Source organism: Paraburkholderia megapolitana (assembly GCF_007556815.1).
Taxonomy (GTDB): domain Bacteria; phylum Pseudomonadota; class Gammaproteobacteria; order Burkholderiales; family Burkholderiaceae; genus Paraburkholderia; species Paraburkholderia megapolitana.
The window spans coordinates 2,205,001-2,230,519 of sequence record NZ_CP041743.1 but is presented as its reverse complement, the minus strand read 5'-3'; the positions used below and the strand labels follow the sequence as shown (position 1 = coordinate 2,230,519).

The window sequence follows — 25,519 nt, the reverse complement described above, 5'->3', positions numbered from 1 at the left end:
CACGATGGGTCTGGCGCAAATAGTGATATCGGGCCGACTAGCGTGTCGAGCCCGATATCGATTCACTGATACCAATTCACTCACTGCGGCAGGACTTCGCCCTTCGTCTCCGGCGCAAACGGAATGATGAACAGCCCGATGACAAACGCTATCGCGGTCAACGCAACCGGCACACCGAGCGTATGCATGTGCAGCACGGCAGCGCCGAGCAGGAAGTTCACGCCGGCTCCAACGAAGCGGCCAAACGACGTGCAAAACGCAAACGCCGTCGCACGTACGCGGGTTTCGAACTGCTCGGGCAACCACAGGCTGAACAGCGCGAAATTGCCGCCAAAAAATCCCAGCACGAACAGCCACGCGATAAACGGCGCGAGCCCGTTCGGCAGATAGAACGCCCAGCCGAACGCACCGGCAATCGACACCGCCATCCCCGCGAAATAAATAGCGAGCGTTTTCTTGCGACCGATCCGCTCCGCGAGCGGCGGTAGTGCGAGACAACCGAGAATCGTCGCAATCGACAGCAACCCGGTTGCAAGCGAGGCCGTCTTGATCGCATCGCCCTTCGCCATGCCGGCGCGCGTCGCGAGCTGGATCACCGCCGACGGCTCATACACCGCCCCGGCCCACAAACCGATGATCGCAATCGTCAGCAGCGCGCAGGCCACCCACGTGCGGCGTCGATACGCAGGTCCGAGAATTTCGCGCAACGGCTTCTTCGGCGCACTGCCCGCTTCAGCCTTCTGCCATTTCTCCGATTCCTTCACGCGCAGTAGCACCAGAATCGCGATGACGACCGGCACCGCGCCGGTCAGGAACATCGCGCGCCAGCCGAAGTGCACGCCAACCGTGTAGTTGAGCGCGGCGGCCAGAAAGAAGCCGGCGTAATAACCGGTCTGTAGATACCCCGCCCCCATCTTGCGACGATCCTCCGGCCAGGACTCCGCGACGTAGGTACCGGCCAGCGCCCATTCGCCACCGATCCCCACACCCGCAATAAACCGGTAGATGCCCAGCTCCCACACGTTGTGCGAGGTCGCGGCAAGCCCCGTGAAGATCGCAAACGTAAAGATGGTTCCAGCAAGCACCTTGGTGCGCCCAAAGCGATCGGCAAGCGGTCCCCAGATGAACGACAGCCCCCAGCCGACCAGAAACAGCGCAAACAGAATCGATCCGGCGAGACCGACATTGCCCGGCGTCGCCGCGTAGCCCGAGCGCGGCAACAGCTCGGTCAGCGCAGGCGTGAGGACCAGCGCGTAGATGAACGAGTCCATCCCGTCGAGCGTCCAGCCGGCCCACGCGCCCCAGAAACCGACGATCTGCGACCGGTTTAGCGGTGTGCGTTGCCGCGCGATACGTGCGCGGTCTGTTGTTGAATTCATCATCTCCTCCGGCCATACAGTTGGAATACGTTATGCGTTGTGGTGGCGTGTCTGATTTGCCTCTTGGAAAATCGCCATTTTGTATATAATATTTGATCTTATGAGCAACGCAACCGATGGTTTTCCCCTGGCCGACGACTCCGCGTCCTTGCCCCCCATGCCCGCCGTGCCTCGGTCCAGCACGGCGCGGATGATCGCGGACGCGGTGCGGGCGGCGATCGTCGACGGCACGTTTGCGCCGGGCGCGCCGCTGCGGCAGGACGCGCTTGCGCGGCACTTCTCGGTCAGCGCGATTCCCGTGCGCGAGGCGCTGCGGCAGCTCGAGAGCGAAGGCTGGGCCAAGGTGGAGGTCAATAAAGGCGCGACCGTCGCCCTGCTTTCGGCCGAGGAAGCGCGTGAGATCTATGAGATCCGCTCGGCGCTCGAGAGCCTCGCCATCGGCCTCGCCATTCCGCTGCACGACGCCTGCTCGCTACGCACTGCGGAGTCGCTATGCAAGGCCGCTGCGCGCGAACTGGACCCGTCGCGCTATGTCGCGCGCAACCAGGCGTTCCACTTGAGCCTGTATGCCCCGGTCGTCCGTCCGCAGCTGGCCGAGATGATCGAGACGTTGCACCGACGCGGCGAACGTTATCTGCGGCTGAAGTTCGGCTTGCCGTTGCACAAAGGCGAGTCCGATGCAGAACACGTCGCGATCCTCGATGCCGTGCGCCGCCGCGACGTCGCTACGGCGCAGTCGCTGGTGGCCGCGCATCTGCTGGGCACTGGCGATCTGCTGTACCGCTTTATCACCGAGCGTGCGCAGGCCGATGCCGCGCAAGCCGAGCCGCGGCGCGCCCGACGCACGCGCGCTTCTCATTCCGGGAGTTGAATCCGCCGATGAACCAGCACACCGAAGCGCCCCCTCCCACCACTGCGGATGCAGCACCCGCCGCCCGCTCCTGGACCACGCGTCGTGACGAGAAAGCGCGCCGCCTCGCGGCCATCGCGCCGTGGCTCGAGGATGGCGTACTGCCGTCCGCGCGCATCGTCGATGCGCTCGAAACGCTGATCCGCCCAGGCGATCGCGTCGCACTCGAGGGCGACAACCAGAAGCAAGCCGACTTCCTGTCGCGCTCGCTGGCGCAGGTCGATCCGCAGAAAATCCACGACGTGCATCTGCTGATTTCAAGCATCAGTCGCCCCGAGCATCTGACGCTGTTCGAGCGCGGCATCGCGCACAAGGTCGATTTTTCGTTTGCGGGACCGCAGAGCCTGCGCGTCGCGCAACTGCTCGAAGACGGCCAGCTCGAGATCGGCGCGATCTACACCTACGTCGAACTGTATGCGCGGATGTTCGTCGACCTGACGCCGCACGTCGCGCTGCTGTGCGCGGAAAAGGCCGACCGTCACGGCAATCTGTACACCGGCCCCAACACCGAAGACACCCCGACCATTGCCGAAGCCGCCGCGTTCCGCCACGGCATCGTGATCGTGCAGGTCAACGAGATCGTCGATACGTTACCGCGCGTCGACATTCCGGGCTCGTGGGTCGATGTCGTCGTGCAGGCAGATCGCCCATTCGCCGTCGAACCGCTCTTCACGCGCGATCCGCGCCATATCGGCGACCTGCAGGTGCTCACAGCGATGATGGTGATTCGCGGCATCTACGAGCCGTACAGCATCACGTCGCTGAATCACGGCATCGGCTTCGATACCGCTGCAATCGAACTGCTGTTGCCCACGTACGGCGAAGCGCTCGGCCTGAAAGGCAAGATCTGCCGCAACTGGACGCTCAATCCGCATCCGACGCTGATTCCCGCGATCGAATCCGGCTGGGTCGACAGCGTGCATTGTTTCGGCAGCGAGGTCGGCATGGAGAAGTACATCGAAGCGCGCCCGGACGTGTTCTTTACCGGCCGCGACGGCAGCCTGCGTTCGAACCGTGTGCTGTGCCAGTTGGCCGGCCAGTACGGCGTCGATCTGTTCATCGGTTCGACGCTGCAGATCGATGCCGATGCAAATTCGTCGACGGTCACGCGTGGGCGGCTGGCGGGTTTTGGCGGTGCGCCGAACATGGGTCACGATCCGCGCGGACGGCGTCATTCGAGCACCGCGTGGCTCAAGCTGCTGAAGGACGAGGGACCGGTATCGCGTGGTCACAAGCTGGTCGTGCAGATGGCCGAGACGTACAAGAAAGGCGGCGAGCCGACCTTCGTCGATGAGCTCGATGCTATCGCGGTCGGTGCGAAGAACGGCATGCCGGTTGCACCGGTGATGATCTATGGCGACGACGTGAGCCATGTCGTCACTGAAGAAGGTATCGCCCATCTTCATAAGGCCGAAGGTATCGACGAGCGGCGCGCTGCACTGGCGGCGGTGGCTGGTGTCACGCCAATCGGATTGCGTGCACAACCTGCGAAAACAGCCGAACTGCGCCGGCGCGGCATCGTCGCATATCCCGAGGACCTCGGCATCCGGCGTGGCGAAGCGAAGCGCTCGCTGCTCGCGGCACGCAGCATCGACGATCTGGTGACGTGGTCTGGTGGTCTTTATGAACCGCCTGCACGTTTTCGTAGCTGGTGATGCGATGACTGCCTCCGTTCTCGCGTCTTCGCGTGCGCCTGCGCTTGTATCTACCACTGCTTGTATCTCGCCCTCATCGGTGAGCGACGAGCGGCGCATGCGTCGTGATGTCCACGCAGCCGTTGCGCTGTCCGACACGCAACTCGCACGACTCGCTGTCACAGCGCTGATCGACGAAGCGCAGCTGACTCCAAAGCCCGCGCTCGTCGATCGGCGCGGCAGCGGTGCGCATCGCGATCTCGATCTTGCCGCGATGCTGCGCTCCGCGCACGCGCTCGAACCGACGTTCGCGACTCTCGCACGCGCCGCGCGTGGGCGCACGCCATCAGCGGCGCTGCGCAGCGAACTCGCACAGATCGGCCGCACCGGCGAACACGCGATGCTGCTTGCCACCGGCGGCAGCAATGCGCATCGCGGAGCGATCTGGATCGTTGGATTGCTGGTTGCGGGTGCGGTTATTCATTCGGCTCAGAGCGATTTTGAAGCCGACACATTGAATGCACACGCCGCACGCATCTGCTCGCTTGCCGCGCAGATTGCCTGCTTTCCCGATCGCCTCGCCGTTGCCACCGAAAGTAACGGCGAACGCGTGCGTCAGCGTTACAGCGTCGGCGGTGCGCGGCGCGAAGCGCAGGACGGTTTTCCACATGTCACCGACGTTGGCTTGCCGGCACTCGTCGCGGCCCGACAGCGTGGAATCGGTGAAGACGCCGCGCGCCTCGACACATTGCTCGCGATCATGGCGTCGCTCGACGACACCTGCCTGTTGCATCGCGCCGGCCTGCCCGGTTTGCAAGCGGGCCGCATAGGCGCGGCGCGTGTGCTTGCGTTCGGCGGCAGCTCAACTTCAGAGGGCCGCACAGCACTCGCCGCACTTGAGCACACGCTGCTGTCGCTCAACGCCTCGCCTGGCGGCGCCGCCGATCTGCTCGCCGCCACCCTTTTCATCGACAGCCTGATGCGTCAGGACATCGACAGGAGTACGACCGCATGGAACATCTGACATTCGACTATCCGGCGCAACGCGCCGTCACCGCACGCGCGCATGTGGGCGTGGTCGGCTCCGGCGATCTCGAAGTGCTGCTCTCGCCGGCTGCTTCGATGACGGCAAGCGTGATCGTGCGAACCAGCGTCGATGGCTACAGCCACATCTGGAAGAGCGTGCTCGATCGTTTCTTCACGCGCTATGACGGCGCCGCGCAGATCGAGATCAACGACTTCGGCGCGACACCGGGCGTCGTCGCGCTGCGGCTCGCGGAAGCCGCCGAAGCCGCAGAAGCTGCCGATAGCGCGCAAGGCGGCGCACCGGAGCAACGCCCATGAGCACCGCCACTGCCCTTCTCGCGCCGCTGCTGCGCGAAAGCTTCATCGAACTGTCCGCCCGCGAACGCGCTCGTGCGCTGCTCGATCCCGACAGCTTCCGCGAGTTGCTCGGCCCGTTCGATCGCCTCGAATCGCCGTGGCTACCGCTGCAGGGCGTCGTCTGCCAGGCCGACGACGGCGTCGTGATTGCGCGCGGCACGATCGACGGTGCGCCGTCGGTGATCGCGGCGATCGAACCCGCGTTCCAGGGCGGCAGCATCGGCGAGGTGTCGGGCAGCAAGATCGCCGGCGCACTCGAACTTGCTTTGCGTGACTGTGAACGCGGCCATCTCGTGCGCCCGGTCGTGCTGTTCGAAACCGGTGGCGTGCGATTGCAGGAAGCCAATCTCGGGCTCGCCGTGATCGCAGAGATCCAGGCGGCGATCGTCGCGCTGCGACGGTATGTACCGGTGGTCGGTGTGATCGCGGGAATGGTCGGCTGCTTCGGCGGCATGTCGCTTGCGGCAGCGTTGTGCTCGCAACTGATCGTGACGAAGCAGGGACGGCTCGGCATGAACGGCCCCGAGGTAATCGAACAGGAAGCGGGCATCGACGAACTCGATGCAAGCGACAAGCGACGCATCTGGCAGTTGATCGGCGGCGAACAACGCGTCGCGACCGGGCTCGCGGATGTCCTCGTCGACGACGATCTCGATGCAATACGCGCGGCCGTGCGCAAGGCCAGCGCGCCTCGTACGGACGGTACGCATTCTGTGCCGCGCAGCGCGCAGGTCGACGAATATCTCGCGCGACTCATGCGCATCGATCCTGCAACCATCACACCTGAAACGATGCGCGCGATGTTCAACACGAATTGCAAGGAGGCCGTGTGAACGACTCGAACCCGACAACCCGTGGCGCACGCTGGTTCCACGCACTCGCCGGTACGCCCGCGAGCAGCGCGCCCGTGTGGTACCAGGATGCGCCGCTTGGCGCTAACAACGCGCGCTTTATCGCAGTCGTTCCCGATCCTGACAACCGCTTTCCACGCGCCGTCGATAACGTGGTCGGTCTCCTGCAAGGCTGGCAACTCGCACGCGCAGTGCACGACGCGATCGCTGAGGACGCACAGCGTGCAACGAAGCGACCGATCGTCGCCATCGTCGACGTGAAGAGCCAGGCTTACGGCTATCGCGAGGAAATGCTCGGCGTGCATCTAGCGTGTGCGGCCGCTGTCGACGCCTATGCGACGGCGCGCGATGCAGGTCACCCGGTGATCGCGCTGATCGTCGGTCCGGCGATGTCCGGTGCGTTCCTCGCGCACGGCTATCAGGCGAACCGGATCGTCGCGCTCGACGCGCCCGGCACAATGGTTCACGCGATGGGCCGCGAAGCCGCCGCGCGCGTGACGCGCCGCACCGTCGAGGAACTCGACAAGCTCGGTGAAACGATCGTGCCGATGTCGTATTCGATGGCGTCGTTTGCGAAGCTCGGGCTGCTCGATGAACTGATCGACGGTATCGATGCGGACGCACCTGACGAAGCGCAGATTGCACGCGTGCGTCAGGTGTTGATCGATTCGGTTGAAAGCGCGCGTACAGGTGCACGCGATCTGTCGCATCGTCTGCAGTCCGCTAACGCGAAGACGACGCGCGCAGCGTCGATCGAAGTGCGACGGCGGCTTGCCGAACAGTGGGATGCTGTGTGATGTACGCGCACGCCGTAGTGCCGTGTGCAATCGATGCTTCATTGCCCGTGCATCGAACGGGCCTGCAGCCGCACGACCTGCTGCGCCTGCGAGACATCCAGCACACCGACGACGAACCGCAATGGGTGCACGAAGCATGGAGGCGCGCGCCGTTCGCCGTCGTGCGGCGTGCGCTTGCGACGGAAGGCATGGTACCCGTCGGACTGCGCGGCATCACCCGTGCGCAGCGCTACGGCACGTGGGCGAAAACGTTCGATATCGAACAGTGCGTCGCCCCTGAAGATCTCCTCGACACAGAGTCCTTCACGCTGCCGGTGAGCCGACACGCGCTACCTGCATTCGTAGCACTCGCCGCACTGCGTCACGATGCGCGCTATCTGCACACGTTCGTCTGGGGGCCCACGGGCAGCGCCAGCTTCGAACTTGCAACGCACGCACTCACCGTCACGCCGACGAGCGATCTCGATCTGCTGATCCGTGTACCCGAACCGTTGTCGCGCGCCGATGCCCTGCTTCTACTGGACGAACTGCAACGCGCTGCACAACACAGCGGTACACGCGTCGACGCGCAACTCGAAACGCCTTCGGGCGGCATCGCGCTCGCGGAATATGCAGCCGGGAAACCACGCGTGCTCGCACGCAGCGCACACGGCCCGCATTTGATCGACAACCCGTGGAGCGCCGCTTACGGCGTCGCGTGATGCTCGCGTATCTGTTCCCCGGCCAGGGTGCGCAAAGCGAGGGGTTTCTGCATCGCCTGCCGCAACGCGCCTGCGTCGACGCAACGTTGAACGAAGCGTCGCAGGTGCTGGGTCTCGACGTGCTGACGCTCGACACGCACGATGCCTTGCGCTCGACGGTTGCTGTGCAGATCGCACTCGTCGTGGCAGGCGTGGCTACCGTACGTGCACTCGCTAGCGAACAATTGCAGGCACGCTTCAATGCAGGGCTGTCGGTCGGCGCCTATGCAGCGGCGGTCAGTTGCGGCGCGCTCGCCTTCGACGACGCACTGCGGATGGTTCGCCGACGCGCGCAGTTGATGGAAGCCGCGTACCCGTCGGGCTATGGGCTTGCCGCCGTGTCGGGACTCAACGAAGCACAGATCGAGCAACTGGCCCTCACGCACGAACACGATGGCTATACGCGCGTATATGTCGGCAACGTGAATGCGCTGCGCCAGATCGTGATCGCGGGTGCCGACGACGCGCTCGAAGCGTTCATCGAACGCGCACTGGCGAACGGCGCACGCAAGGCGACACGTCTCGCAGTCGGCGTTCCGTCGCATTGCGAACTACTTGCACCTGCCGCCGACGAACTGCTCGCCTACGCCGCGACCGTTCCATTCCACGTACCGCACAGCACCTACGTCGGCAATCGTGGCGGGCGCCCCCTCTACACCGCCGATGCGATCCGCGAAGATCTCGCACTCAACATGCGCTACACGGTCCGCTGGTTCGACGCATTGACCGCCATGCATGAGATGGGCGCCCGGGTGTTCGTCGAAGCGCCGCCCGGACAGGTGCTGACCGACATAGCTCGCGAAAGCTTTCCCGAGACACCGGCGCTCGCAGCCAGTGCGACCGGCTTCGATGCGCTAGCGGCAACGATCCGCCGCCGGCTCGACGCGATCGCGTAGCAAGATCGTTATGCGCATAAACTAATTAAATTTCTTATATTTTTTATAAATTTAACTAGCGCTGCGGAAAACTGCGTGGCGTGACCCAGCGAAACGTCAGATTGATCCGCTCACCCTGCACATTCGGCTCCTTCGGCACGCGATGCCGCCATTCCGCCTGCGTCCTGCCGCGCATCACCAGCAAACTGCCGCCCTTCAACTGAAACGACTGAACGACACCGGTTGCGTTATGACGCAGATCGAAACGGCGCGCCACCCCGAGACTCACCGAGGCGATCACCGGTTGCGCACCCAGTTCCGGCTCGGCGTCCGCGTGCCAGCCCATGCTGTCGTTGCCCTGACGATATCGGTTCAAGAGCACGCTGTTAAAGCGCGCACCGCTGGCAGCTTCGGCAGCCGATTTCAGTTCGGCGACCGCCGGCGTCCAGCGGTCAGGCACGTTGCGAATACCCGAGTACGTGTAGACGGCATCCGGTTCACCCTGCCAGGCAGTGAGGCGCGGTAACGGTATGCGGCCCGCCGGCGTGCCCATCGTGTCTTGCTTCCACGCAACTTCGCTGGCCACGCGCGCAAGAAATTGCGCGGCGGTATCGGCAGTGAGCCAGTCGGGCAACCAGGCCACATCGGGGGTGGGCAAATCGTCGAACAGGTCAAGCATCGGCATGAAGTAATCGTCGTCGGCACACACGTATGCGCGCGTCGGCGTGGGCTATCAGCAAAGGAAAACACACGCGACATTATCGCGCCGGAAGGTTCGCCCAACGACGCACGAACTTGCGCTTCGATTGCGGCGGCCCGGCAAGCGCGTCAGTCGATCAGTTGCGCCACGTAGAACACTACTGCGCCGTGCGCCCCAGACCCGGTAGCGCTCATCAAAAACGGCGCAAACACCGCCAGAACCCCGCCCACCGGGCGTTCAGCGGCCGCCGGCAAGTGCCGGTAGAATGGACCGCCGGTCAGCCCCTGCTGTACCGGTGCACTGCCGCCCTTCTTGTCTGCTGCCTCCCTTATGCGCCGCTTTTCGCAGTTCTTCATCCGCTTGATCCTCATCGGCATCCTGTTTCACGTCTATGTCGGTTTTCGCCTGATTCCGGATCTTCCGGTCGGCGGCACCTGGCACTGGCTTGCCGCGCTCTATCTCGTGCTGTCGTGTCTGCTGATTCCGCTCGGCATGCTCGCGCGAAGCATTACCGTGACGCGACCCAAGCTCGGCGACCGGCTGGCATGGCTCGGTCTGATGCCGATGGGCTTCTTTTCGTCGCTGCTGGTGCTGACGTTCGTGCGCGATCTGCTGCTCGCCTCGCTGCTAACCGTCGACGCAATCTGGCCGCACACGATCGCGCTCGCACACTGGCGCACGAACAGCGCGGCCGCGGTTCCGTTGCTCGCCCTGCTGTCTACAGCAGTGGGATTTTTCAATGCCCGCCGACGCGCCCGCGTCGTCACGATCGACGTGCCGATCGACGATCTACCGAACGCACTCGACGGCTTCACGATCGTGCAGATCAGCGACATCCATGTCGGCCCGACGATCAAAGGCCGCTATGTCGATGCGATCGTCGATGCGGTGAACCGTCTGAAGCCGGATCTGATTGCGGTGACGGGCGATGTCGTCGACGGCAGCGTCGAGCAGTTGACCGAACACACACGTCCGTTGTCGCGCCTCACCGCGCGGCACGGCGCGTATCTGGTCACCGGCAATCACGAGTACTACGCGGGTGCCGATGCATGGATCGCCGAGTTTCAGCGTCTTGGCCTGCGCGTGCTGATGAACGAGCACGAAGTCATCGACCATAACGACGCGCAGCTCGTGATCGCGGGCGTGACCGATTATTCGGCCGGACATTTCGACCCCGCGCATCGCAGCGATCCAGCCGGCGCGTTGTTGGGCGCACCGTCCGACGTGCGCATCAAGGTGCTGCTCGCGCATCAGCCGCGCACAGCGGACGCCGCCGCCGATGCCGGTTTCACGCTGCAACTCTCCGGCCACACGCACGGCGGCCAGTTCTTCCCGTGGAATTTCTTCGTGCGCTTCCAGCAGCCGTTCACCGCAGGGCTCGCACGACTGAACGGACTGTGGGTCTACACGAGCCGCGGCACCGGCTACTGGGGACCGCCCAAGCGTCTGGGCGCGCCCTCGGAAATCACGCGCCTGCGGCTGATCCCGGCTGTGCCGGGTTGATGCCCACGCACGGGCGCGGCGTGAGCGCTACTAGTATCACTGCTTCCACGCCGAGCCAAGAATGATCGAGCAGAAGTTGCCGCGGTGATAATGCGGGTCCTTCAGCGCCAGAACGTCCGCCTTCACGTTGCCGAAGGTCGTCTCTGGCTTGTGTATCGTCCCTTGAGCGAAGGCATCGATAATGCCTTCCTTGAAGCCCTCGCCGCGCGGATGGGCGTGCGTCACCTGATCGCGCTGCTCCTGCGTGAAGTCGTGATACGCGAGACCGAGCACGTCCATCTCGACACCCGCGGTGACCAGCGCGACGACCGGCTTCTTGTGCTTCGGAATGCCCGGCGTCGTATGCAACGCAATCGCGTCCCAGACCTGCTCGATGTCCGTTTCGGCGATGCCATGCCGCAGCAGAAAATCGCGCGCGGCATTCGCACCGTCCACCTCGAAGCGTTCGTCCTTGCTGCTATACGGCTCGACGAGTCCCATGTCATGAAACATCGCGCCGATGTACAGAAGCTCCGGATCGTACTTGAGTGCCTTGCGCTCGCCGGTCAATGCGCCGAACAGAAACACGCGTCGCGAATGATGAAACAGCAAATCGGTTTCCGTGTCGCGCACGAGATCGGTTGCTTCGCGCGCCATGATGCTGTCCGGAATCTTGATGCCTGCAATGGTCGTTGCCATGTGAGTGTCCTCGATAGGGAAAAGATCGCGCATCGGGCGGTAGCCGCGCAACGCGCATTCGATCAGCCGATATAACTCGGCGAAATGGGATCGCTGGCCGGAAACGTCTCGGCGAGTGCTTCGTCGAGCAACGCTTCCTGGCGCGCGTGCGCGGCGTTTGCGCGATCGGCATCGGCGGACGATGCGGCGAGCACCAACCGTCGCGCGCGATGTACCCGACGCTCAGCCGCAAGCGCGCTGCGCATTCCTGTCCTGAGATGCTTTTTCATGGCGTTCATCCGTGAAGGGGCGATGCGTTCAGTATTGGCAATCGCCCGCCTGCGGACAACGCCGGCGAACCGTGCAACACTGCCAACCGCACGGCAAACACTGCCGATAGCGCTTTTTTGCCTACCCCGCCCTCTGACGAGACCCTCGAATGCGCAGCGTAGCCATCGCGATCTTTCCCGGCGTACAGGCGCTCGACGTCGCCGGTCCGCTCGATGTTTTCAGCGAAGCCAATGGCTTTCTGCCTGCCGGCGAGCATTACGCCGTCACGGTCGTCGGTCCTGAACGAGGCGTGCTGCGCGCATCGAACGGGCTTGCCATCGTGGCCGACAGCACCTTCGACGAAGTGCCGCAGCGTTTCGATCTCGTGCTCGTCGCGGGCGGACCGGCGTTACCGGTCGCGCAGCCCGATGCGCGTCTGACCGCGTGGATCGTGCAGGCGGCTGCGCGCAGCGCGCTCTACGGCTCGGTCTGCACCGGTGCGTTCGCGCTCGGACATGCGGGGTTGCTCGATGGACGTCGCGTCACCACGCACTGGCAGCATGCGCGACAGCTCGCCGACCAGTTTCCGCGCGCGCAGGTCGACTTCGACCGGATCTATCTGCGCGATGACCGGTTGGTAACGTCGGCGGGTGTGACGGCCGGGATCGATCTTTCGCTGGCGCTGGTCGCCGAAGATCACGGGCCGCGGCTCGCGCTCGCGGTGGCAAAACGGCTCGTGGTGTTCGCCCAGCGGCAAGGCGGCCAGTCCCAGTTCAGCCCGTATCTGACCGCCCCCACCGACGACGCCTCGCCAGTCGCGAAGGTCCAGCGCCACGTGATGGAACACATCCGCGAGCGCTTTACGGTTCGGGAGCTTGCCGATGTCGCCGGCATGAGCGCGCGCAACTTCGCGCGCGTCTTCGTCGAGGAAACCGGCGTCACGCCGCACGAATTCGTGGAACGCGCCCGCATGGACGCCGCGCGCAAGCTGCTGGAAAGTAGCGACGGCGTGTTGAAAGCCGTCGCCTACGACTGCGGCTTCGGCACCGCCGACCGCATGCGTGCGATCTTCATGAAGCGCATCGGCGCGACGCCGATGCAATACCGCGAACGGTTCCGCAGCCTCGCGGGATAGCGCGGCGCAGGTCGTTCGCCGGATCGCGGTTACTGATACCATCGTTCGCCGGCTCACCGATTATCAGGCTTGCCAGGCTCATCTGGCGTAACCGCTGGTACAGCGGCTACACCCGGTCCGCATCACTCTGCTGAAACAACCCACGAGCAAACGACGATTCGCCGACGCGGCGATCCACTCGTGTGCGCCTGATCGATGTCAGACATGGAATACGCGGCGAAAAAGGGCAAACGATTCGTCCAGCGCATCTATCGCTTGCGCACGGCGGGGCTCGCGCTCGGCTTCATTTCCATCGCCCCGGTATTCCTGCAACTGCATCACGGCCCGCTGCTATGGGCACTACTGCTGTTGTACGGCTTCGTCTGGCCGCATCTCGCACGCTACGCCGCGCTGGCAGGCGCCGTGCCGTATCGCAGCGAACAGCGCAATCTGATGGTCGATGCCGTGTTCGGCGGATTCTGGCTCGTCGCGATCCGCTTCAACCTGCTGCCCGGCGTGCTGATGCTCAGCATGCTGAGCATGAACAACATTGCGTCCGGCGGATTGCGGCTCTTTCTGCGTGGCGTCGCCGCGAATCTGGTGGGCGCGGCGATCGGTATCGCGACGCTCGGCTTCGTCCTCGCGCCGCAATCGCAGATGCACATCGTCATAGCCTGCCTGCCGGTTCTCGTGCTGTATCCGCTCGCGCTCGGCTGGTCCGTGTACCGGATGTCGCGCAAGCTCGCCGCACAGACCCGAACGCTCGAGCATCTGAGTCGCACCGACGGACTCACGGGCCTGCTCAACCGGCGCTACTGGGAGGAGCGACTCGCCGCGGAATTCGAGCGCTGCAACACGCAGCGCCTCACGTCCTGCCTGCTGCTGATCGATCTCGATCACTTCAAGCAGATCAACGACTCGCGCGGCCATCTCGCCGGCGATACGGTGTTGCAGTCGTTCGCGGACATGCTGCGCGACGAATTCAGGCACAGCGACAGCATCGGGCGTTACGGCGGTGAAGAGTTCGGCGTCGTCTTGCCCGATGCGTCGCTGACCGAGGCGCGCGCAATCGCGACCCGGTTGCTCCATGCGGTCCGCGAGAAAACGAAGCAGGAACACGTCGTGTCGCCGTTCACGATCAGCATCGGCATCGCGCCCTGTCCGCCGGACGGCTCCGACTATCACGCGTGGCTGCTCGAAGCGGACCGCAGCCTTTATCGGGCGAAAGTGCTCGGCCGCGACCAGATCGCAGTGGCGGGCGAACTGGAGCCTGCGTCGGGAACGCCCGTCGACCCTCCCAGTGTTCATTCGAACATCAAAAAGGGTTGACCCCGCTCGTTTGCGAACATACGATGCGCGTTAAGCTCATTGAGATCAGTCGTCTGACAAATAATGACGCTAAAACACCCGATTTAGCCCGCTTTTGGTGCCTGAATGGTGTCGAGTCATGTGATGACTCATAAAACGAGCAGTCGCAACGAAGAAAACGCGCGACACAACGGAGACGAATTTGAAGACCGTCAGAGGCCTGCGCTGGTGGATCATCGTGCTGATATGCATCGGCACGATCATGAATTACCTCGCACGCAATTCGCTCGGCGTGCTCGCGCCCGAACTGAAACACGCATTGAATTTCAGCACGCAGCAGTACTCGTACATCGTCGGGGCGTTCCAGGTCGGCTATACGATCATGCAGCCGGTGTGCGGCATCGTCGTCGATCTGATCGGGCTGCGGCTCGGTTTCGCGCTGTTCGCCGCGCTCTGGTCGGCCACTGGCGTCCTGCACGGCTTCGCGACCGGCTGGATGTCGCTCGGCGCGATGCGCGGCATGCTCGGGCTGTTCGAAGCCGCTGCGATTCCCTCGGGTATGAAGGCGGTTGCCGAATGGTTTCCGGACCGCGAAAAGTCGGTTGCGGTCGGGTATTTCAATGCCGGCACATCGCTTGGCGCCCTGCTCGCTCCGCCGCTCGTCGTGTTCCTGTCGCTGCGTTACGGATGGCAGTCGGCGTTTATCGTGACCGGTGCGCTCGGTTTCGTCTGGGCCGCGCTCTGGTATGCGGTCTACCGGTCGCCGGCCGACCATCCACGTCTCAGCACCGGCGAACGCACGCTGATCCAGCAGGGCCAGACGCATTCGCCGCCGGCAAGCAAACGGCCGGTGCGCGACATCCTCCGTTCGCGCCGGTTCTGGGCCATCGCGCTACCGCGCTTCTTCGCTGAACCCGCCTGGCAAACGTTCAGCTTCTGGATTCCGCTGTATCTCGTGACCGAGCGTCACATGGATCTCAAGCAGATCGCGCTGTTTGCGTGGCTGCCGTTTCTCGCGGCCGATCTGGGCGGGATTCTCGGCGGTTATCTGTCGCCATTCCTGATGCGCTACTGCCGTATTCCGCTTATCTGGTCGCGCGTGGCCGGCGTGATACTCGGCGCGTTCATGATGATCGGGCCGGCCTGCATCGGGCTCGTCGCGTCGCCGTATGCGGCCATTGCACTCTTCTGCGTAGGCGGCTTCGCGCACCAGATGATCTCCGCGCTCGTCAACACGCTCAGCGCCGATGTCTTCGATCCCGACGAAGTTGCCACTGCAAGCGGTTTTGCCGGCATGGCGGCGTGGATCGGTGGGCTTGGTTTTTCGCTGGTCGTCGGCGCGCTTGCCGACACCGTCGGTTACGGGCCGCTGTTTGCCTGTCTCGGTGCGTTCGATCTGATCGGCGCCACGCTGCTGGTGCTGCTGATCCGCGGCCAGACGAAGCAGGAACGCGCGCACGCTGCTTGATGATGCCGACGATGTGCATCCGCTTCATAGCTACACAAGATTCGTTCAAGGAACCTGTCTGATGACGTCGCTGCTCCACCCTCCCGTATTCGCCCTGACCCGCACCGACGGTAACGCGCTGCATTTCGCGAGCGCGGCCGGCCCGACCATCGATGTATTCGTACTCGAGGACGATATCGTCCGCGTACGCGTTTTGCCCGACGGCAACGCGCATGGTCCGCGTACCTGGGCGATCGCCCCCGGGCTCGACGACGTGCCCGTGGAAGGTCGCGACCGGCTCGATCTGTCGGGTTTCGCACTGCCCGCTTTTGAGGTTGTCGCTGGAAGCGACAGCGTACAGATCGAAACCGCGCAGATCCGCCTCACGGTCACACTGCACGGCGGCTACTGCGCATGGGAGCTGCGCGACGACAGCGAATGGCGACGCGTTCTGCAGGATCGCGCGACCCAGGCCTACAACTTCGGCTGGTGGGACGAGCGCGTCTATCACTACCTGCGGCGCGAGCCTGGCGAGATGTATGTGGGACTCGGCGAGCGCGCCGGCTCGCTCGATCGCGCAGGCGGCCAGTACCGGATGGCCAACATCGATGCGATGGGCTACAGCGCCCGCACTACCGATCCGCTCTACAAGCACATCCCGTTCTATCTGACGTGGCAGCGCGAGACTTCGCTCGGCTTCGGTCTCTTCTACGACACGCTCGCCGATTGTTCATTCGACATGGGTCGCGAACTCGACAACTATCACGGCCACTATCGACACTTCATCGCCGAACACGGCGACCTCGACTATTACTTCATCGCATCGCCGGCCACACCGCTTGCAGCCGTGCGTCGCTTTACGTGGCTTACCGGACGCCCCGCGCTGATGCCGAAGTGGGGTCTCGGTTATTCCGGCTCGACGATGAGCTATACCGACGCACCCGACGCGCAGCAGCAGATGGGCGAATTCCTCGAGCGCTGTCGCGAATACGATGTGCTGTGCGACTCGTTTCATCTGTCGTCGGGCTATACGTCGATCGGCGCGAAGCGCTATGTGTTCCACTGGAACCGCGACAAGTTTCCGGACACCGACGGTTTCGTGCAGCGGTATCTCGCAGAGGGCGTGCGGCTTTGCGCGAACATCAAGCCGTGCCTGCTGCGCGATCATCCCGAGTTCGAGCAGGCAGCGCGCGACGGCCTGCTGATCCGCGCACGCGATGGCGCACCGGCCTGGGTGCAGTTCTGGGACGAGGTCGGTGCGTACCTCGACTTCACAAATCCGGACACGCTCGCATGGTGGCAGGCGCACGTCACCGATGCGCTGCTGCGTCACGGTATCGCGGCGACCTGGAACGACAACAATGAATTCGAAATCTGGACCGACGATGCGCTCGCACACGGCTTCGGCAAGCCATACCCGGCACGCGAAGCGAAAGTGCTGCAAACAATGCTGATGATGCGCGCCTCACGCGACGCGCAGCGCGCGTATGCGCCGGGCCAGCGACCCTTTCTCGTGTCGCGCTCCGGCGGTGTCGGCATGCATCGCTATGTGCAGACCTGGTCGGGCGATAACTATACGTCGTGGGAAACGCTGCGCTACAACCTCAAGATGGGACTGGGACTTGCCATGTCGGGCGTGTCGAACACGGGCCACGACATCGGCGGATTTTCGGGTCCGGCGCCGGACGCGGAACTGTTCGTGCGCTGGATACAGTTCGGCATCTTCATGCCGCGCTTCAGCATTCATTCGTGGAACGACGACGGCACCGTCAACGAACCGTGGATGCATCGCGAAGCGACCACGCACGTGTCGGATCTGATCAAGCTGCGCTACCGGTTGATGCCGTATCTCTATCATCTGTTGTGGGAATCGACGCAGCGCTACGAACCGGTGCTGCGTCCGATGTTCGCTGAATTCCCGCACGATCCTCGATGCTACGAAGACGGCGACGACATGATGCTCGGTAGCGCGTTGCTCGTGGCGCCGGTGGTCGAATCCGGGCAGACGCATCGACAGGTGTGGTTGCCTGCCGGTACGCACTGGGTGTCTTACTGGAGCGGCGAGACGTTCGCCGGTGGGCAAACCGTAAGCTTCCCTGCGCCGTGGGATCAGCCTGTCATGTTGATTCGTGAAGGAACGGCCATCCCGCTGAACGTCGCAACGCAGCATTTCGCCCAGCCGGCCGAGCGGCGCGCGTTCGTCGTTGCGCCGTGTGTGGGTAGCGGTGTCGTCGAAGGCATCTGTGTCGAAGACGACGGCATATCGGAAGCCTGGCGCGCCGGCGAGCGTGGAAGCGTGAAGCTGCGCGTCGCATGCGATACCACGACGCTTTCGATATCGGTTGAATGGGCGGGACACGGACGCCCGCCGTTCGCTTCGATCGATCTCTTCATCCCTGAGGCGGACACGCGTCGTGTGATCGCGGCTAATGGCACGATCGCCACGGCAGCGCGCGAGGCCGGATGGACGCGCTTGACACTCGATCTCGCCGCCCATGCCGGTTGAATGCGCGCGCTTCGGCCAGTACCGCGCAATGGCACACCATCGCCTCACAGCGGTTGACTTCGCGCGAACGCCCCGCCTAAAATCCGGCCATCCGTCGAACAGGAACCTGTATCTTGGACAGTAGCAGTAGCCGAATCCCGACTTTCCCGCTCGCCTGACCGGCAAGACCCCGCGCCCGATTTCCTCCTGCCGCCGTCTTGCCATCCGGGCAAGCGGCGCGCGTCATACCGTTTCCACGCACGTCGCGCGTTACCGCCATGCATTGCATGTTGCGCATCGGCATCGCATGCCCGTTTCGCGCGCCTGTCATGCGTATCGATCAACCTGTACGTCTGCACGTTTTTGTCTTTCATCTCATGACGCTTGAATTCCTTCTACGGCTTTTCGTCGCGTTTGCCTGCGGTGTCGCAATCGGCATCGAACGGCAGATGCGCCAGCGCACGGCCGGCCTGCGCACGATCACACTGGTCGCAAGCGGCGCGTGCCTGTTCGTTACGCTTGGCGTACTCACCGGCAACGGTACCGCCGGCGTCACGCAGATCGCTGCGTATGTCGTCTCGGGGGTCGGTTTTCTCGGCGGCGGCGTGATCATGCGCGAGAAGGGCTCCGTCCAGGGCATCAATACGGCGGCCACGTTGTGGTGCTCTGCAGCAGTCGGTGTGCTAAGCGGCAGCGGTCACTTCGGTCCCGCGATTGCCGGCACCTGCGTCGTACTGCTGACGAACACCGTGCTGCGCGAAGTCAGCCAGTTGATCAACGCGACGCCCGTTTCAAACGCCGACCTTATCCGGGCGTACGTGTTGAGCGTCGTGTGCCGCGATGAAGACGAAATCCATATCCGCACGGCCCTGTCCAACGCGATGTCGTCGACGCCGCTCTCGTTCCAGAGCCTGACGAGCGAGGATGTCGCCGATCAACCAGGACGCATTCTCGTCACGGCAACGCTCAAACTGCATCCGAAAGACCAGCCGAAGCTCGAGTGGATGGCCAGCCGGATCAGCATGGAAAAGAGTGTGTCGAGCGTGAGCTGGATCGCTCAGGAAGCGGAGCCGACGCCGGAATGACGCCGTAATGCTGCATCGCCAGATGCCCTTTGCATGGGGCCTTTCCCGGCTCGCGCTACCTCGCGGATACCTCACGCCAGGTTGCAATACGCTACCGGTTGCTTCAGATATTGTTAATTCAGTATCCTCAGAGATGGACGGCGCCGTCGCCATCGACTAAGCTCCGTTCGGTGAACCCCTCACGTTCAACCATGGAGTCTCGATTATGGAACACGGCATCATTGCATGGCTCATCATCGGTGCGATCGCTGGCTGGCTAGCAGGTGTGCTGGTTAAAGGCGGCGGCTTCGGATTGATCGTCGACATCATCGTCGGCATCGTCGGTGCGTTCATCGGCGGGTGGCTGGCCGGCGTACTGGGTATTACGCTCGGCGGTGGCTGGATCGGTTCGATCATCACTGCGGTAATCGGCGCGGTTATTCTGCTGTTCATCATCCGGCTCTTCCGACGAGGAGCGTAGTGTTTCCGGCGTCAGGCAGCAGCCGCTGCCTGACGCTTTTGCGATCGACGCGTCGTTTCAGTTTGCTTTGATCGTTTTTTTGATCGCTTCATCACGCACCGCCCGGCTACTCACGTAGCAATCTGTAGCATCGGGACGGTTCGATCGAACTGCGTGCGCCGCGTCGTGCCGCACGTTGTGCAAGCTGTTCTTTCTTCTTCTCTTCCCCCTCTCGCATTTCTCCATTCGTTCAATGCGCGGTCTGCGTATGACGATGTGCTGCTCGTGCATTGCCGGACGCAACGCACATGCCGCGAACTCATTTGCTTATTCGATATCGAGCTTTGAGCAGCGGCCGAAGCAGCTAGAGTTCATGATGTTGCTGTCCTGTCTGACTCTGCTGTCTAGATACGGAGGAACATTATGGGCATCTGGAAACCGGACCCAAGCTTCTATCCTTCGCCGCGCCTCGCTGCGCAGGCACCGCCGGAAAAGTTCGCCTACGTCGCCGCGTTCGATCCCGAGCGCAAGCAACCCGACGGCATAGCAGTCGTCGACGTCGACCCGACCTCATCGCGTTACGCGACGATCGTGAGCAACCTCGCGATGCCGAACGTCGGCGACGAGCTGCATCACTTTGGATGGAACGCGTGCTCATCGTGTCTTTGTCCGAATGCGCCTCATCCGCATACCGAGCGGCGCTATCTGGTTGTACCTGGGCTCCGCTCGTCGCGTATCTATATCCTCGATACGAAACCCGATCCGCTGAAGCCCTCGATTGCCAAAATCATCGAACCGGAAACGATCGCGAAACGGACCGGCTATTCCCGTCCGCATACGGTGCACTGCGGGCCGGGAGGTATCTATGTGACTGCGCTCGGTAACGCGGAGGGCGGTGCGCCTGGCGGTATCTTTCTGCTCGATCCAGATAGCTTCGAGCCACTCGGTCGCTGGGAAGTCGAACGCGGTCCACAGCAGCTCGCCTACGACGGCTGGTGGCATCTCGGCTACGACACACTGGTCACGAGCGAATGGGGAACGCCCGATACGTTCGAGAACGGTCTGGTTCCAGAGATACTGCTCGGTGGGAAGTATGGACACCGACTGCATTTCTGGGACCTTACCCGGCGTAAGCACCTGCAGGAAATCGACTTCGGGCCGGAGTATCAGCTGGTATTCGAACTGCGGCCGGCTCACGATCCGACCAAGGCATATGGTTTCGTCAATTGCGTGATCAGCCTGAAGGATCTCTCGTCGTCGATCTGGGTGTGGTACCGCGATGGAAACGCATGGGGCGTGCGCAAGATCATCGATATCCCTGCCGAACCGGCCGCCGCTGAACTCCTGCCTCCGATGCTGAAGTCGTTTGGCGCGGTACCACCGCTCGTGTCCGATATCGATCTGTCGATGGACGATCGCTTTCTGTATGTGTCTTGCTGGGGAACCGGCGATCTTCTGCAATACGACGTCTCCGATCCGTTCGCGCCGAAGCTCGTGGGCAAGGTGCGGATTGGCGGCATCGTGTCGCGCGCGTCGCATCCTGGCGCGTCGAACGGTGCACTCAATGGCGGTCCGCAAATGGTCGAGGTGAGTCGCGACGGCAAACGCGTCTACTTCACGAACTCGCTGTACGGTGCTGTCGACTCACAGTTCTATCCCGATGGTATCGACGGCTGGATGGTGAAGCTCGACGTCGCCGCGAACGGAGGCATTGCGTTCGATCCGAAGTTCTTTCTCGAGTGGCCTGCCGGGCATCGTCCGCATCAGATCAGACTTGAAGGTGGCGACTGTTCGTCGGACTCGTATTGCTATCCATGACACCCTGGAGCCCAACGACGCATCCCGCCTGGATGTGGGCCACGATCGTCGGGCTCGGCGTGTTCCACGGCATCAACCCGGCGATGGGCTGGTTGTTCGCCGTGGCGTTAGGTCTCTATCGAAAAAGCCGGCGTGTGGTGCTGCTGGCGCTCGTGCCGATTGCGCTGGGACATGCGCTTGCTGCAGGTCTGATGCTTGCGGCCGGGCTCTCGTTAAGCGCTGCCATCGGTCATACGACGCTCAACCGCGTGTGTGGCGCGCTGTTGATCGGCTGGGCCATCTGGCATTGGGTGCGAGGGCACAAGATGCACTCGCGCGTCGGCATGCAAACAGGGTTTGTCGGGCTCGCTGCCTGGTCTTTTGCCATGTCGGGATCGCACGGTGCAGGGCTGATGTTGATACCGGTATTGATGCCGACCTGCAATGCGTTGGCGGCCGTGGGCACGGGTACGCCATCTATTGCGATGCTCGCTTTCACCGCACTCCTGCTGCACAGCGCAGCCATGCTCGCGACGATTGCGGCGATATCGCTAGCTGTATTCGACTGGTGGGGATTGGGCGGTCTCAGAACGAAGTGGGTGAACTTCGATTTGCTCTGGACGGGTACGCTTGCGCTGTGCGGGGTATTGCAACTGGGTGCGTAGCGGAGGCGCTTACGGTGAGGCCTGTGATATCCGCTGCGGTAAACGCCAAGACCCCGCTGGTTGAGGGCGGGGTCTTGTCTTGCAGCATGAGGAGCCTGACGATTACCTACTTTCACACGGGCAATCCGCACTATCATCGGCGTGGAGTCGTTTCACGGTCCTGTTCGGGATGGGAAGGGGTGGTACCGACACGCTATGGTCATCAGGCATGACTTGTTGCTGTGTCGCCTTTGAGGGCGCTACAGCCAATCTGGAAGAAGTAGTTGAGAGGAAGCCTCTCGTTTGGGGTTGTGCGTATCGTGCACAACACTGATCTCAACCGGTGGTGTCTTGCCCCCGTTCGGGGGTGGTCCTGAGTAAGTGCTGAAGCACTAACTCATGACGTAAAACACACCTGTTATAGGATCAAGCCTTACGGGCAATTAGTATCAGTTAGCTTAACGCATTACTGCGCTTCCACACCTGACCTATCAACGTCCTGGTCTTGAACGACCCTTCAAGGGGCTCGAAGCCCCGGGGATATCTCATCTTAAGGCGAGTTTCCCGCTTAGATGCTTTCAGCGGTTATCTCTTCCGAACATAGCTACCCGGCGATGCCACTGGCGTGACAACCGGTACACCAGAGGTTCGTCCACTCCGGTCCTCTCGTACTAGGAGCAGCCCCCTTCAAATATCCAGCGCCCACGGCAGATAGGGACCAAACTGTCTCACGACGTTTTAAACCCAGCTCACGTACCTCTTTAAATGGCGAACAGCCATACCCTTGGGACCGGCTACAGCCCCAGGATGAGATGAGCCGACATCGAGGTGCCAAACACCGCCGTCGATATGAACTCTTGGGCGGTATCAGCCTGTTATCCCCAGAGTACCTTTTATCCGTTGAGCGATGGCCCTTCCATACAGAACCACCGGATCACTATGACCTGCTTTCGCACCTGCTCGACTTGTCGGTCTCGCAGTTAAGCACGCTTATGCCATTGCACTATCAGCACGATTTCCGACCGTACCTAGCGTACCTTCGTACTCCTCCGTTACACTTTGGGAGGAGACCGCCCCAGTCAAACTGCCTGCCATGCACTGTCCCCGACCCGGATAACGGGCCAAGGTTAGAACCTCAAACAAACCAGGGTGGTATTTCAAGGACGGCTCCACGCAGACTGGCGTCCACGCTTCAAAGCCTCCCACCTATCCTACACAGACCGGTTCAAAGTCCAATGCAAAGCTGCAGTAAAGGTTCATGGGGTCTTTCCGTCTAGCCGCGGGGAGATTGCATCATCACAAACACTTCAACTTCGCTGAGTCTCGGGAGGAGACAGTGTGGCCATCGTTACGCCATTCGTGCAGGTCGGAACTTACCCGACAAGGAATTTCGCTACCTTAGGACCGTTATAGTTACGGCCGCCGTTTACCGGGACTTCAATCAAGAGCTTGCACCCCATCATTTAATCTTCCGGCACCGGGCAGGCGTCACACCCTATACGTCCACTTTCGTGTTTGCAGAGTGCTGTGTTTTTATTAAACAGTCGCAGCCACCAGTTTATTGCAACCCCTTCACCCTCCTGGCGCAGGCCAGTCAAGCTACAGGGGCGTACCTTATCCCGAAGTTACGGTACCAATTTGCCGAGTTCCTTCTCCCGAGTTCTCTCAAGCGCCTTAGAATACTCATCTCGCCCACCTGTGTCGGTTTGCGGTACGGTCAACGTGAAACTGAAGCTTAGAGGCTTTTCCTGGAACCCCTTCCAGTTGCTTCGCTCCCGAAGGAGCTCGCGCCACACCCTTGAATTGCGCACCCGGATTTGCCAAAGTGCCTTCTCCAATGCAGCGACCGGGACTTCCAACACCCGGACAACCTTCCGCGATCCGTCCCCCCATCGCATTTCACGTCGGTGCAGGAATATTGACCTGCTTCCCATCAGCTACGCATTTCTGCCTCACCTTAGGGGCCGACTCACCCTACGCCGATGAACGTTGCGTAGGAAACCTTGGGCTTACGGCGAGGGGCCTTTCACCCCCTTTATCGCTACTCATGTCAGCATTCGCACTTCCGATACCTCCAGCGCACTTTTCAATGCACCTTCGCAGGCTTACGGAACGCTCTCCTACCATGCACATAAATGTGCATCCGCAGCTTCGGTATATGACTTAGCCCCGTTACATCTTCCGCGCAGGACGACTCGATCAGTGAGCTATTACGCTTTCTTTAAAGGATGGCTGCTTCTAAGCCAACCTCCTGACTGTTTTAGCCTTCCCACTTCGTTTCCCACTTAGTCATATTTCGGGACCTTAGCTGGCGGTCTGGGTTGTTTCCCTCTTGACACCGGACGTTAGCACCCGATGTCTGTCTCCCGTGATTGCACTCTTCGGTATTCGGAGTTTGCTATGGCGAAGTAATCCGCAATGGACCCTTCAACCATGACAGTGCTCTACCCCGAAGGTGATACACGAGGCACTACCTAAATAGTTTTCGGAGAGAACCAGCTATTTCCAGGTTTGTTTAGCCTTTCACCCCTATCCACAGCTCATCCCCTAACTTTTCAACGTTAGTGGGTTCGGACCTCCAGTACGTGTTACCGCACCTTCATCCTGGCCATGGATAGATCACCTGGTTTCGGGTCTACACCCAGCGACTGAATCGCCCTGTTCGGACTCGCTTTCGCTACGCCTGCCCTAATCGGTTAAGCTTGCCACTGAATGTAAGTCGCTGACCCATTATACAAAAGGTACGCCGTCACCCCTTGCGAGGCTCCGACTGTTTGTATGCATGCGGTTTCAGGATCTATTTCACTCCCCTCCCGGGGTTCTTTTCGCCTTTCCCTCACGGTACTGGTTCACTATCGGTCGATCACGAGTATTTAGCCTTGGAGGATGGTCCCCCATCTTCAGACAGGATTTCACGTGTCCCGCCCTACTTGTCGTACACCTAGTTCTTCCTCACTGTTTTCGCTTACAGGGCTATCACCTGCTATGGCCGCACTTTCCAGAGCGTTCAGCTAACAACGAAGATAAAGAGTACAGGCTGATCCCATTTCGCTCGCCACTACTCTGGGAATCTCGGTTGATTTCTTTTCCTGCGGTTACTTAGATGTTTCAGTTCACCGCGTTCGCTTCACGTAGCCTATGTATTCAGCTACGGATACTCCATTAGGAGTGGGTTTCCCCATTCGGACATCTCCGGATCAAAGCTTGTTTGCCAGCTCCCCGGAGCTTTTCGCAGGCTACCGCGTCCTTCATCGCCTGTGATCGCCAAGGCATCCACCACATGCACTTGTTCGCTTGACCCTATAACGGGTGTGTCTCTCTCGAAACATCCGCTACAGGTTGAGTTTTAGCGTTGTGCCGTATTCCAAAGCGATCTCTCGATCACCTTTTCATACTTGATACAATCACAACCCTGATCCACCTACCCACACACCCATCTCTAAGTGTGCTTTCGGTGAATCTCTTTACTACTTCTTCCTGATTGTTAAAGAACGACAGCCG

At 61.8% G+C, this 25,519-nt stretch carries 22 protein-coding genes and 2 rRNA genes; 17 read left to right on the top strand and 7 right to left on the bottom strand.

Annotation, left to right across the window (positions count from 1 at the left end; all coding sequences use genetic code 11):
* Nucleotides 1-80 precede the first annotated feature (80 nt).
* Nucleotides 81-1,379, bottom strand: a complete 1,299-nt coding sequence (locus FNZ07_RS09455) for an MFS transporter (RefSeq protein WP_177228325.1) — start codon at nucleotides 1,377-1,379, stop codon at nucleotides 81-83.
* Between the two features lie 100 nt (nucleotides 1,380-1,479).
* Between FNZ07_RS09455 and FNZ07_RS09450 the strand changes: the two genes are divergently transcribed.
* From FNZ07_RS09450 to mdcH, 8 genes are all read left to right on the top strand, one after another.
* A complete protein-coding gene (locus FNZ07_RS09450) occupies nucleotides 1,480-2,250 on the top strand; it encodes a GntR family transcriptional regulator (RefSeq protein WP_091017683.1) in 771 nt (256 codons plus the stop codon).
* An 8-nt stretch (nucleotides 2,251-2,258) separates the two neighbouring features.
* Nucleotides 2,259-3,944: a malonate decarboxylase subunit alpha gene (gene mdcA, locus FNZ07_RS09445; protein WP_091017681.1), complete on the top strand. Its 1,686-nt coding sequence runs from the start codon at nucleotides 2,259-2,261 to the stop codon at nucleotides 3,942-3,944.
* Nucleotides 3,945-4,041: 97 nt separating this feature from the next.
* The gene (locus FNZ07_RS09440; RefSeq protein WP_245811700.1) at nucleotides 4,042-4,947 is read left to right on the top strand and encodes a triphosphoribosyl-dephospho-CoA synthase; all 906 of its coding nucleotides are present in this window, start codon (nucleotides 4,042-4,044) and stop codon (nucleotides 4,945-4,947) included.
* Nucleotides 4,935-5,267 carry a malonate decarboxylase subunit delta gene (locus tag FNZ07_RS09435; protein ID WP_091017679.1) on the top strand — a complete coding sequence of 111 codons (333 nt, stop codon included), beginning with the start codon at nucleotides 4,935-4,937 and terminating at the stop codon, nucleotides 5,265-5,267. The genes FNZ07_RS09440 and FNZ07_RS09435 overlap by 13 nt, the downstream gene beginning before the upstream one ends.
* Nucleotides 5,264-6,139: a biotin-independent malonate decarboxylase subunit beta gene (locus tag FNZ07_RS09430; protein ID WP_091017676.1), complete on the top strand. Its 876-nt coding sequence runs from the start codon at nucleotides 5,264-5,266 to the stop codon at nucleotides 6,137-6,139. The genes FNZ07_RS09435 and FNZ07_RS09430 overlap by 4 nt, the downstream gene beginning before the upstream one ends.
* On the top strand, nucleotides 6,136-6,954 hold the full coding sequence (gene mdcE / locus FNZ07_RS09425) for a biotin-independent malonate decarboxylase subunit gamma (protein ID WP_091017673.1): 819 nt from the start codon (nucleotides 6,136-6,138) through the stop codon (nucleotides 6,952-6,954). The genes FNZ07_RS09430 and mdcE overlap by 4 nt, the downstream gene beginning before the upstream one ends.
* The gene (locus tag FNZ07_RS09420) at nucleotides 6,954-7,655 is read left to right on the top strand and encodes a malonate decarboxylase holo-ACP synthase (protein WP_091017670.1); all 702 of its coding nucleotides are present in this window, start codon (nucleotides 6,954-6,956) and stop codon (nucleotides 7,653-7,655) included. The genes mdcE and FNZ07_RS09420 overlap by 1 nt, the downstream gene beginning before the upstream one ends.
* Nucleotides 7,655-8,590: a malonate decarboxylase subunit epsilon gene (gene mdcH, locus FNZ07_RS09415; protein ID WP_091017668.1), complete on the top strand. Its 936-nt coding sequence runs from the start codon at nucleotides 7,655-7,657 to the stop codon at nucleotides 8,588-8,590. The genes FNZ07_RS09420 and mdcH overlap by 1 nt, the downstream gene beginning before the upstream one ends.
* A gap of 55 nt (nucleotides 8,591-8,645) precedes the next feature.
* Here the strand turns inward: mdcH and FNZ07_RS09410 are convergent, their stop codons facing one another.
* Both FNZ07_RS09410 and FNZ07_RS09405 read right to left on the bottom strand, forming a co-directional pair.
* A complete protein-coding gene (locus FNZ07_RS09410) occupies nucleotides 8,646-9,248 on the bottom strand; it encodes an alpha-ketoglutarate-dependent dioxygenase AlkB family protein (RefSeq protein ID WP_091018189.1) in 603 nt (200 codons plus the stop codon).
* Nucleotides 9,249-9,397: 149 nt separating this feature from the next.
* Complete coding sequence (locus tag FNZ07_RS09405; RefSeq protein WP_143098150.1) at nucleotides 9,398-9,625, bottom strand: hypothetical protein; 228 nt, start codon at nucleotides 9,623-9,625, stop codon at nucleotides 9,398-9,400.
* On the opposite strand from FNZ07_RS09405, the gene FNZ07_RS09400 reads away from it, so the two are divergent.
* The gene (locus FNZ07_RS09400) at nucleotides 9,600-10,772 is read left to right on the top strand and encodes a metallophosphoesterase (protein WP_091017666.1); all 1,173 of its coding nucleotides are present in this window, start codon (nucleotides 9,600-9,602) and stop codon (nucleotides 10,770-10,772) included. The genes FNZ07_RS09405 and FNZ07_RS09400 overlap by 26 nt on opposite strands.
* 36 nt (nucleotides 10,773-10,808) lie before the next feature.
* Here the strand turns inward: FNZ07_RS09400 and FNZ07_RS09395 are convergent, their stop codons facing one another.
* Both FNZ07_RS09395 and FNZ07_RS09390 read right to left on the bottom strand, forming a co-directional pair.
* Nucleotides 10,809-11,450 carry an HD domain-containing protein gene (locus FNZ07_RS09395; RefSeq protein WP_091017663.1) on the bottom strand — a complete coding sequence of 214 codons (642 nt, stop codon included), beginning with the start codon at nucleotides 11,448-11,450 and terminating at the stop codon, nucleotides 10,809-10,811.
* Between the two features lie 62 nt (nucleotides 11,451-11,512).
* Nucleotides 11,513-11,719: a hypothetical protein gene (locus tag FNZ07_RS09390; RefSeq protein ID WP_143098149.1), complete on the bottom strand. Its 207-nt coding sequence runs from the start codon at nucleotides 11,717-11,719 to the stop codon at nucleotides 11,513-11,515.
* A 149-nt stretch (nucleotides 11,720-11,868) separates the two neighbouring features.
* Here FNZ07_RS09390 and FNZ07_RS09385 point away from each other — a divergent pair, with 149 nt between their 5' ends.
* The 8 genes from FNZ07_RS09385 to FNZ07_RS09350 all read left to right on the top strand — a co-directional run bounded on the left by FNZ07_RS09385 (nucleotide 11,869) and on the right by FNZ07_RS09350 (nucleotide 22,039).
* A complete protein-coding gene (locus FNZ07_RS09385) occupies nucleotides 11,869-12,834 on the top strand; it encodes a GlxA family transcriptional regulator (protein WP_091017658.1) in 966 nt (321 codons plus the stop codon).
* Between the two features lie 204 nt (nucleotides 12,835-13,038).
* A complete protein-coding gene (locus tag FNZ07_RS09380; protein WP_091017656.1) occupies nucleotides 13,039-14,142 on the top strand; it encodes a diguanylate cyclase in 1,104 nt (367 codons plus the stop codon).
* A gap of 181 nt (nucleotides 14,143-14,323) precedes the next feature.
* Entirely contained in the window at nucleotides 14,324-15,589 is a 1,266-nt protein-coding gene (locus FNZ07_RS09375; protein WP_091017654.1) for an MFS transporter, read from the top strand.
* Nucleotides 15,590-15,650: 61 nt separating this feature from the next.
* Nucleotides 15,651-18,074 (top strand): glycoside hydrolase family 31 protein, encoded by a 2,424-nt coding sequence (locus FNZ07_RS09370; RefSeq protein WP_091017652.1) that lies wholly within the window; start codon nucleotides 15,651-15,653, stop codon nucleotides 18,072-18,074.
* A 356-nt stretch (nucleotides 18,075-18,430) separates the two neighbouring features.
* Nucleotides 18,431-19,138: an MgtC/SapB family protein gene (locus FNZ07_RS09365; protein ID WP_091018187.1), complete on the top strand. Its 708-nt coding sequence runs from the start codon at nucleotides 18,431-18,433 to the stop codon at nucleotides 19,136-19,138.
* Nucleotides 19,139-19,343: 205 nt separating this feature from the next.
* Nucleotides 19,344-19,598 carry a GlsB/YeaQ/YmgE family stress response membrane protein gene (locus tag FNZ07_RS09360; protein ID WP_091017649.1) on the top strand — a complete coding sequence of 85 codons (255 nt, stop codon included), beginning with the start codon at nucleotides 19,344-19,346 and terminating at the stop codon, nucleotides 19,596-19,598.
* Nucleotides 19,599-20,000: 402 nt separating this feature from the next.
* Nucleotides 20,001-21,395 carry a selenium-binding family protein gene (locus FNZ07_RS09355; protein WP_091017647.1) on the top strand — a complete coding sequence of 465 codons (1,395 nt, stop codon included), beginning with the start codon at nucleotides 20,001-20,003 and terminating at the stop codon, nucleotides 21,393-21,395.
* Nucleotides 21,392-22,039 (top strand): hypothetical protein, encoded by a 648-nt coding sequence (locus FNZ07_RS09350; RefSeq protein ID WP_249040652.1) that lies wholly within the window; start codon nucleotides 21,392-21,394, stop codon nucleotides 22,037-22,039. Before FNZ07_RS09355 ends, FNZ07_RS09350 begins: the two co-directional genes overlap by 4 nt.
* A gap of 93 nt (nucleotides 22,040-22,132) precedes the next feature.
* Here the strand turns inward: FNZ07_RS09350 and rrf are convergent.
* Together rrf and FNZ07_RS09340 are read right to left on the bottom strand one after the other, a co-directional pair.
* Nucleotides 22,133-22,246, bottom strand: a 5S ribosomal RNA gene (gene rrf, locus FNZ07_RS09345).
* Between the two features lie 194 nt (nucleotides 22,247-22,440).
* A 23S ribosomal RNA gene (locus FNZ07_RS09340) occupies nucleotides 22,441-25,318 on the bottom strand.
* Nucleotides 25,319-25,519 lie beyond the last annotated feature (201 nt).

What these genes read in the sequence shown, in the direction of transcription:
- FNZ07_RS09455 (WP_177228325.1), bottom strand. Translation starts at nt 1,379, where the DNA reads ATGAATTCAACAACAGACCGCGCACGTATCGCGCGGCAACGCACACCG.
- FNZ07_RS09450 (WP_091017683.1), top strand. Translation starts at nt 1,480, where the DNA reads ATGAGCAACGCAACCGATGGTTTTCCCCTGGCCGACGACTCCGCGTCC.
- mdcA (WP_091017681.1), top strand. Translation starts at nt 2,259, where the DNA reads ATGAACCAGCACACCGAAGCGCCCCCTCCCACCACTGCGGATGCAGCA.
- FNZ07_RS09440 (WP_245811700.1), top strand. Translation starts at nt 4,042, where the DNA reads ATGCGTCGTGATGTCCACGCAGCCGTTGCGCTGTCCGACACGCAACTC.
- FNZ07_RS09435 (WP_091017679.1), top strand. Translation starts at nt 4,935, where the DNA reads ATGGAACATCTGACATTCGACTATCCGGCGCAACGCGCCGTCACCGCA.
- FNZ07_RS09430 (WP_091017676.1), top strand. Translation starts at nt 5,264, where the DNA reads ATGAGCACCGCCACTGCCCTTCTCGCGCCGCTGCTGCGCGAAAGCTTC.
- FNZ07_RS09420 (WP_091017670.1), top strand. Translation starts at nt 6,954, where the DNA reads ATGTACGCGCACGCCGTAGTGCCGTGTGCAATCGATGCTTCATTGCCC.
- mdcH (WP_091017668.1), top strand. Translation starts at nt 7,655, where the DNA reads ATGCTCGCGTATCTGTTCCCCGGCCAGGGTGCGCAAAGCGAGGGGTTT.
- FNZ07_RS09410 (WP_091018189.1), bottom strand. Translation starts at nt 9,248, where the DNA reads ATGCTTGACCTGTTCGACGATTTGCCCACCCCCGATGTGGCCTGGTTG.
- FNZ07_RS09400 (WP_091017666.1), top strand. Translation starts at nt 9,600, where the DNA reads ATGCGCCGCTTTTCGCAGTTCTTCATCCGCTTGATCCTCATCGGCATC.
- FNZ07_RS09405 (WP_143098150.1), bottom strand. Translation starts at nt 9,625, where the DNA reads ATGAAGAACTGCGAAAAGCGGCGCATAAGGGAGGCAGCAGACAAGAAG.
- FNZ07_RS09395 (WP_091017663.1), bottom strand. Translation starts at nt 11,450, where the DNA reads ATGGCAACGACCATTGCAGGCATCAAGATTCCGGACAGCATCATGGCG.
- FNZ07_RS09390 (WP_143098149.1), bottom strand. Translation starts at nt 11,719, where the DNA reads ATGAAAAAGCATCTCAGGACAGGAATGCGCAGCGCGCTTGCGGCTGAG.
- FNZ07_RS09385 (WP_091017658.1), top strand. Translation starts at nt 11,869, where the DNA reads ATGCGCAGCGTAGCCATCGCGATCTTTCCCGGCGTACAGGCGCTCGAC.
- FNZ07_RS09380 (WP_091017656.1), top strand. Translation starts at nt 13,039, where the DNA reads ATGGAATACGCGGCGAAAAAGGGCAAACGATTCGTCCAGCGCATCTAT.
- FNZ07_RS09370 (WP_091017652.1), top strand. Translation starts at nt 15,651, where the DNA reads ATGACGTCGCTGCTCCACCCTCCCGTATTCGCCCTGACCCGCACCGAC.
- FNZ07_RS09365 (WP_091018187.1), top strand. Translation starts at nt 18,431, where the DNA reads ATGACGCTTGAATTCCTTCTACGGCTTTTCGTCGCGTTTGCCTGCGGT.
- FNZ07_RS09360 (WP_091017649.1), top strand. Translation starts at nt 19,344, where the DNA reads ATGGAACACGGCATCATTGCATGGCTCATCATCGGTGCGATCGCTGGC.
- FNZ07_RS09355 (WP_091017647.1), top strand. Translation starts at nt 20,001, where the DNA reads ATGGGCATCTGGAAACCGGACCCAAGCTTCTATCCTTCGCCGCGCCTC.
- FNZ07_RS09350 (WP_249040652.1), top strand. Translation starts at nt 21,392, where the DNA reads ATGACACCCTGGAGCCCAACGACGCATCCCGCCTGGATGTGGGCCACG.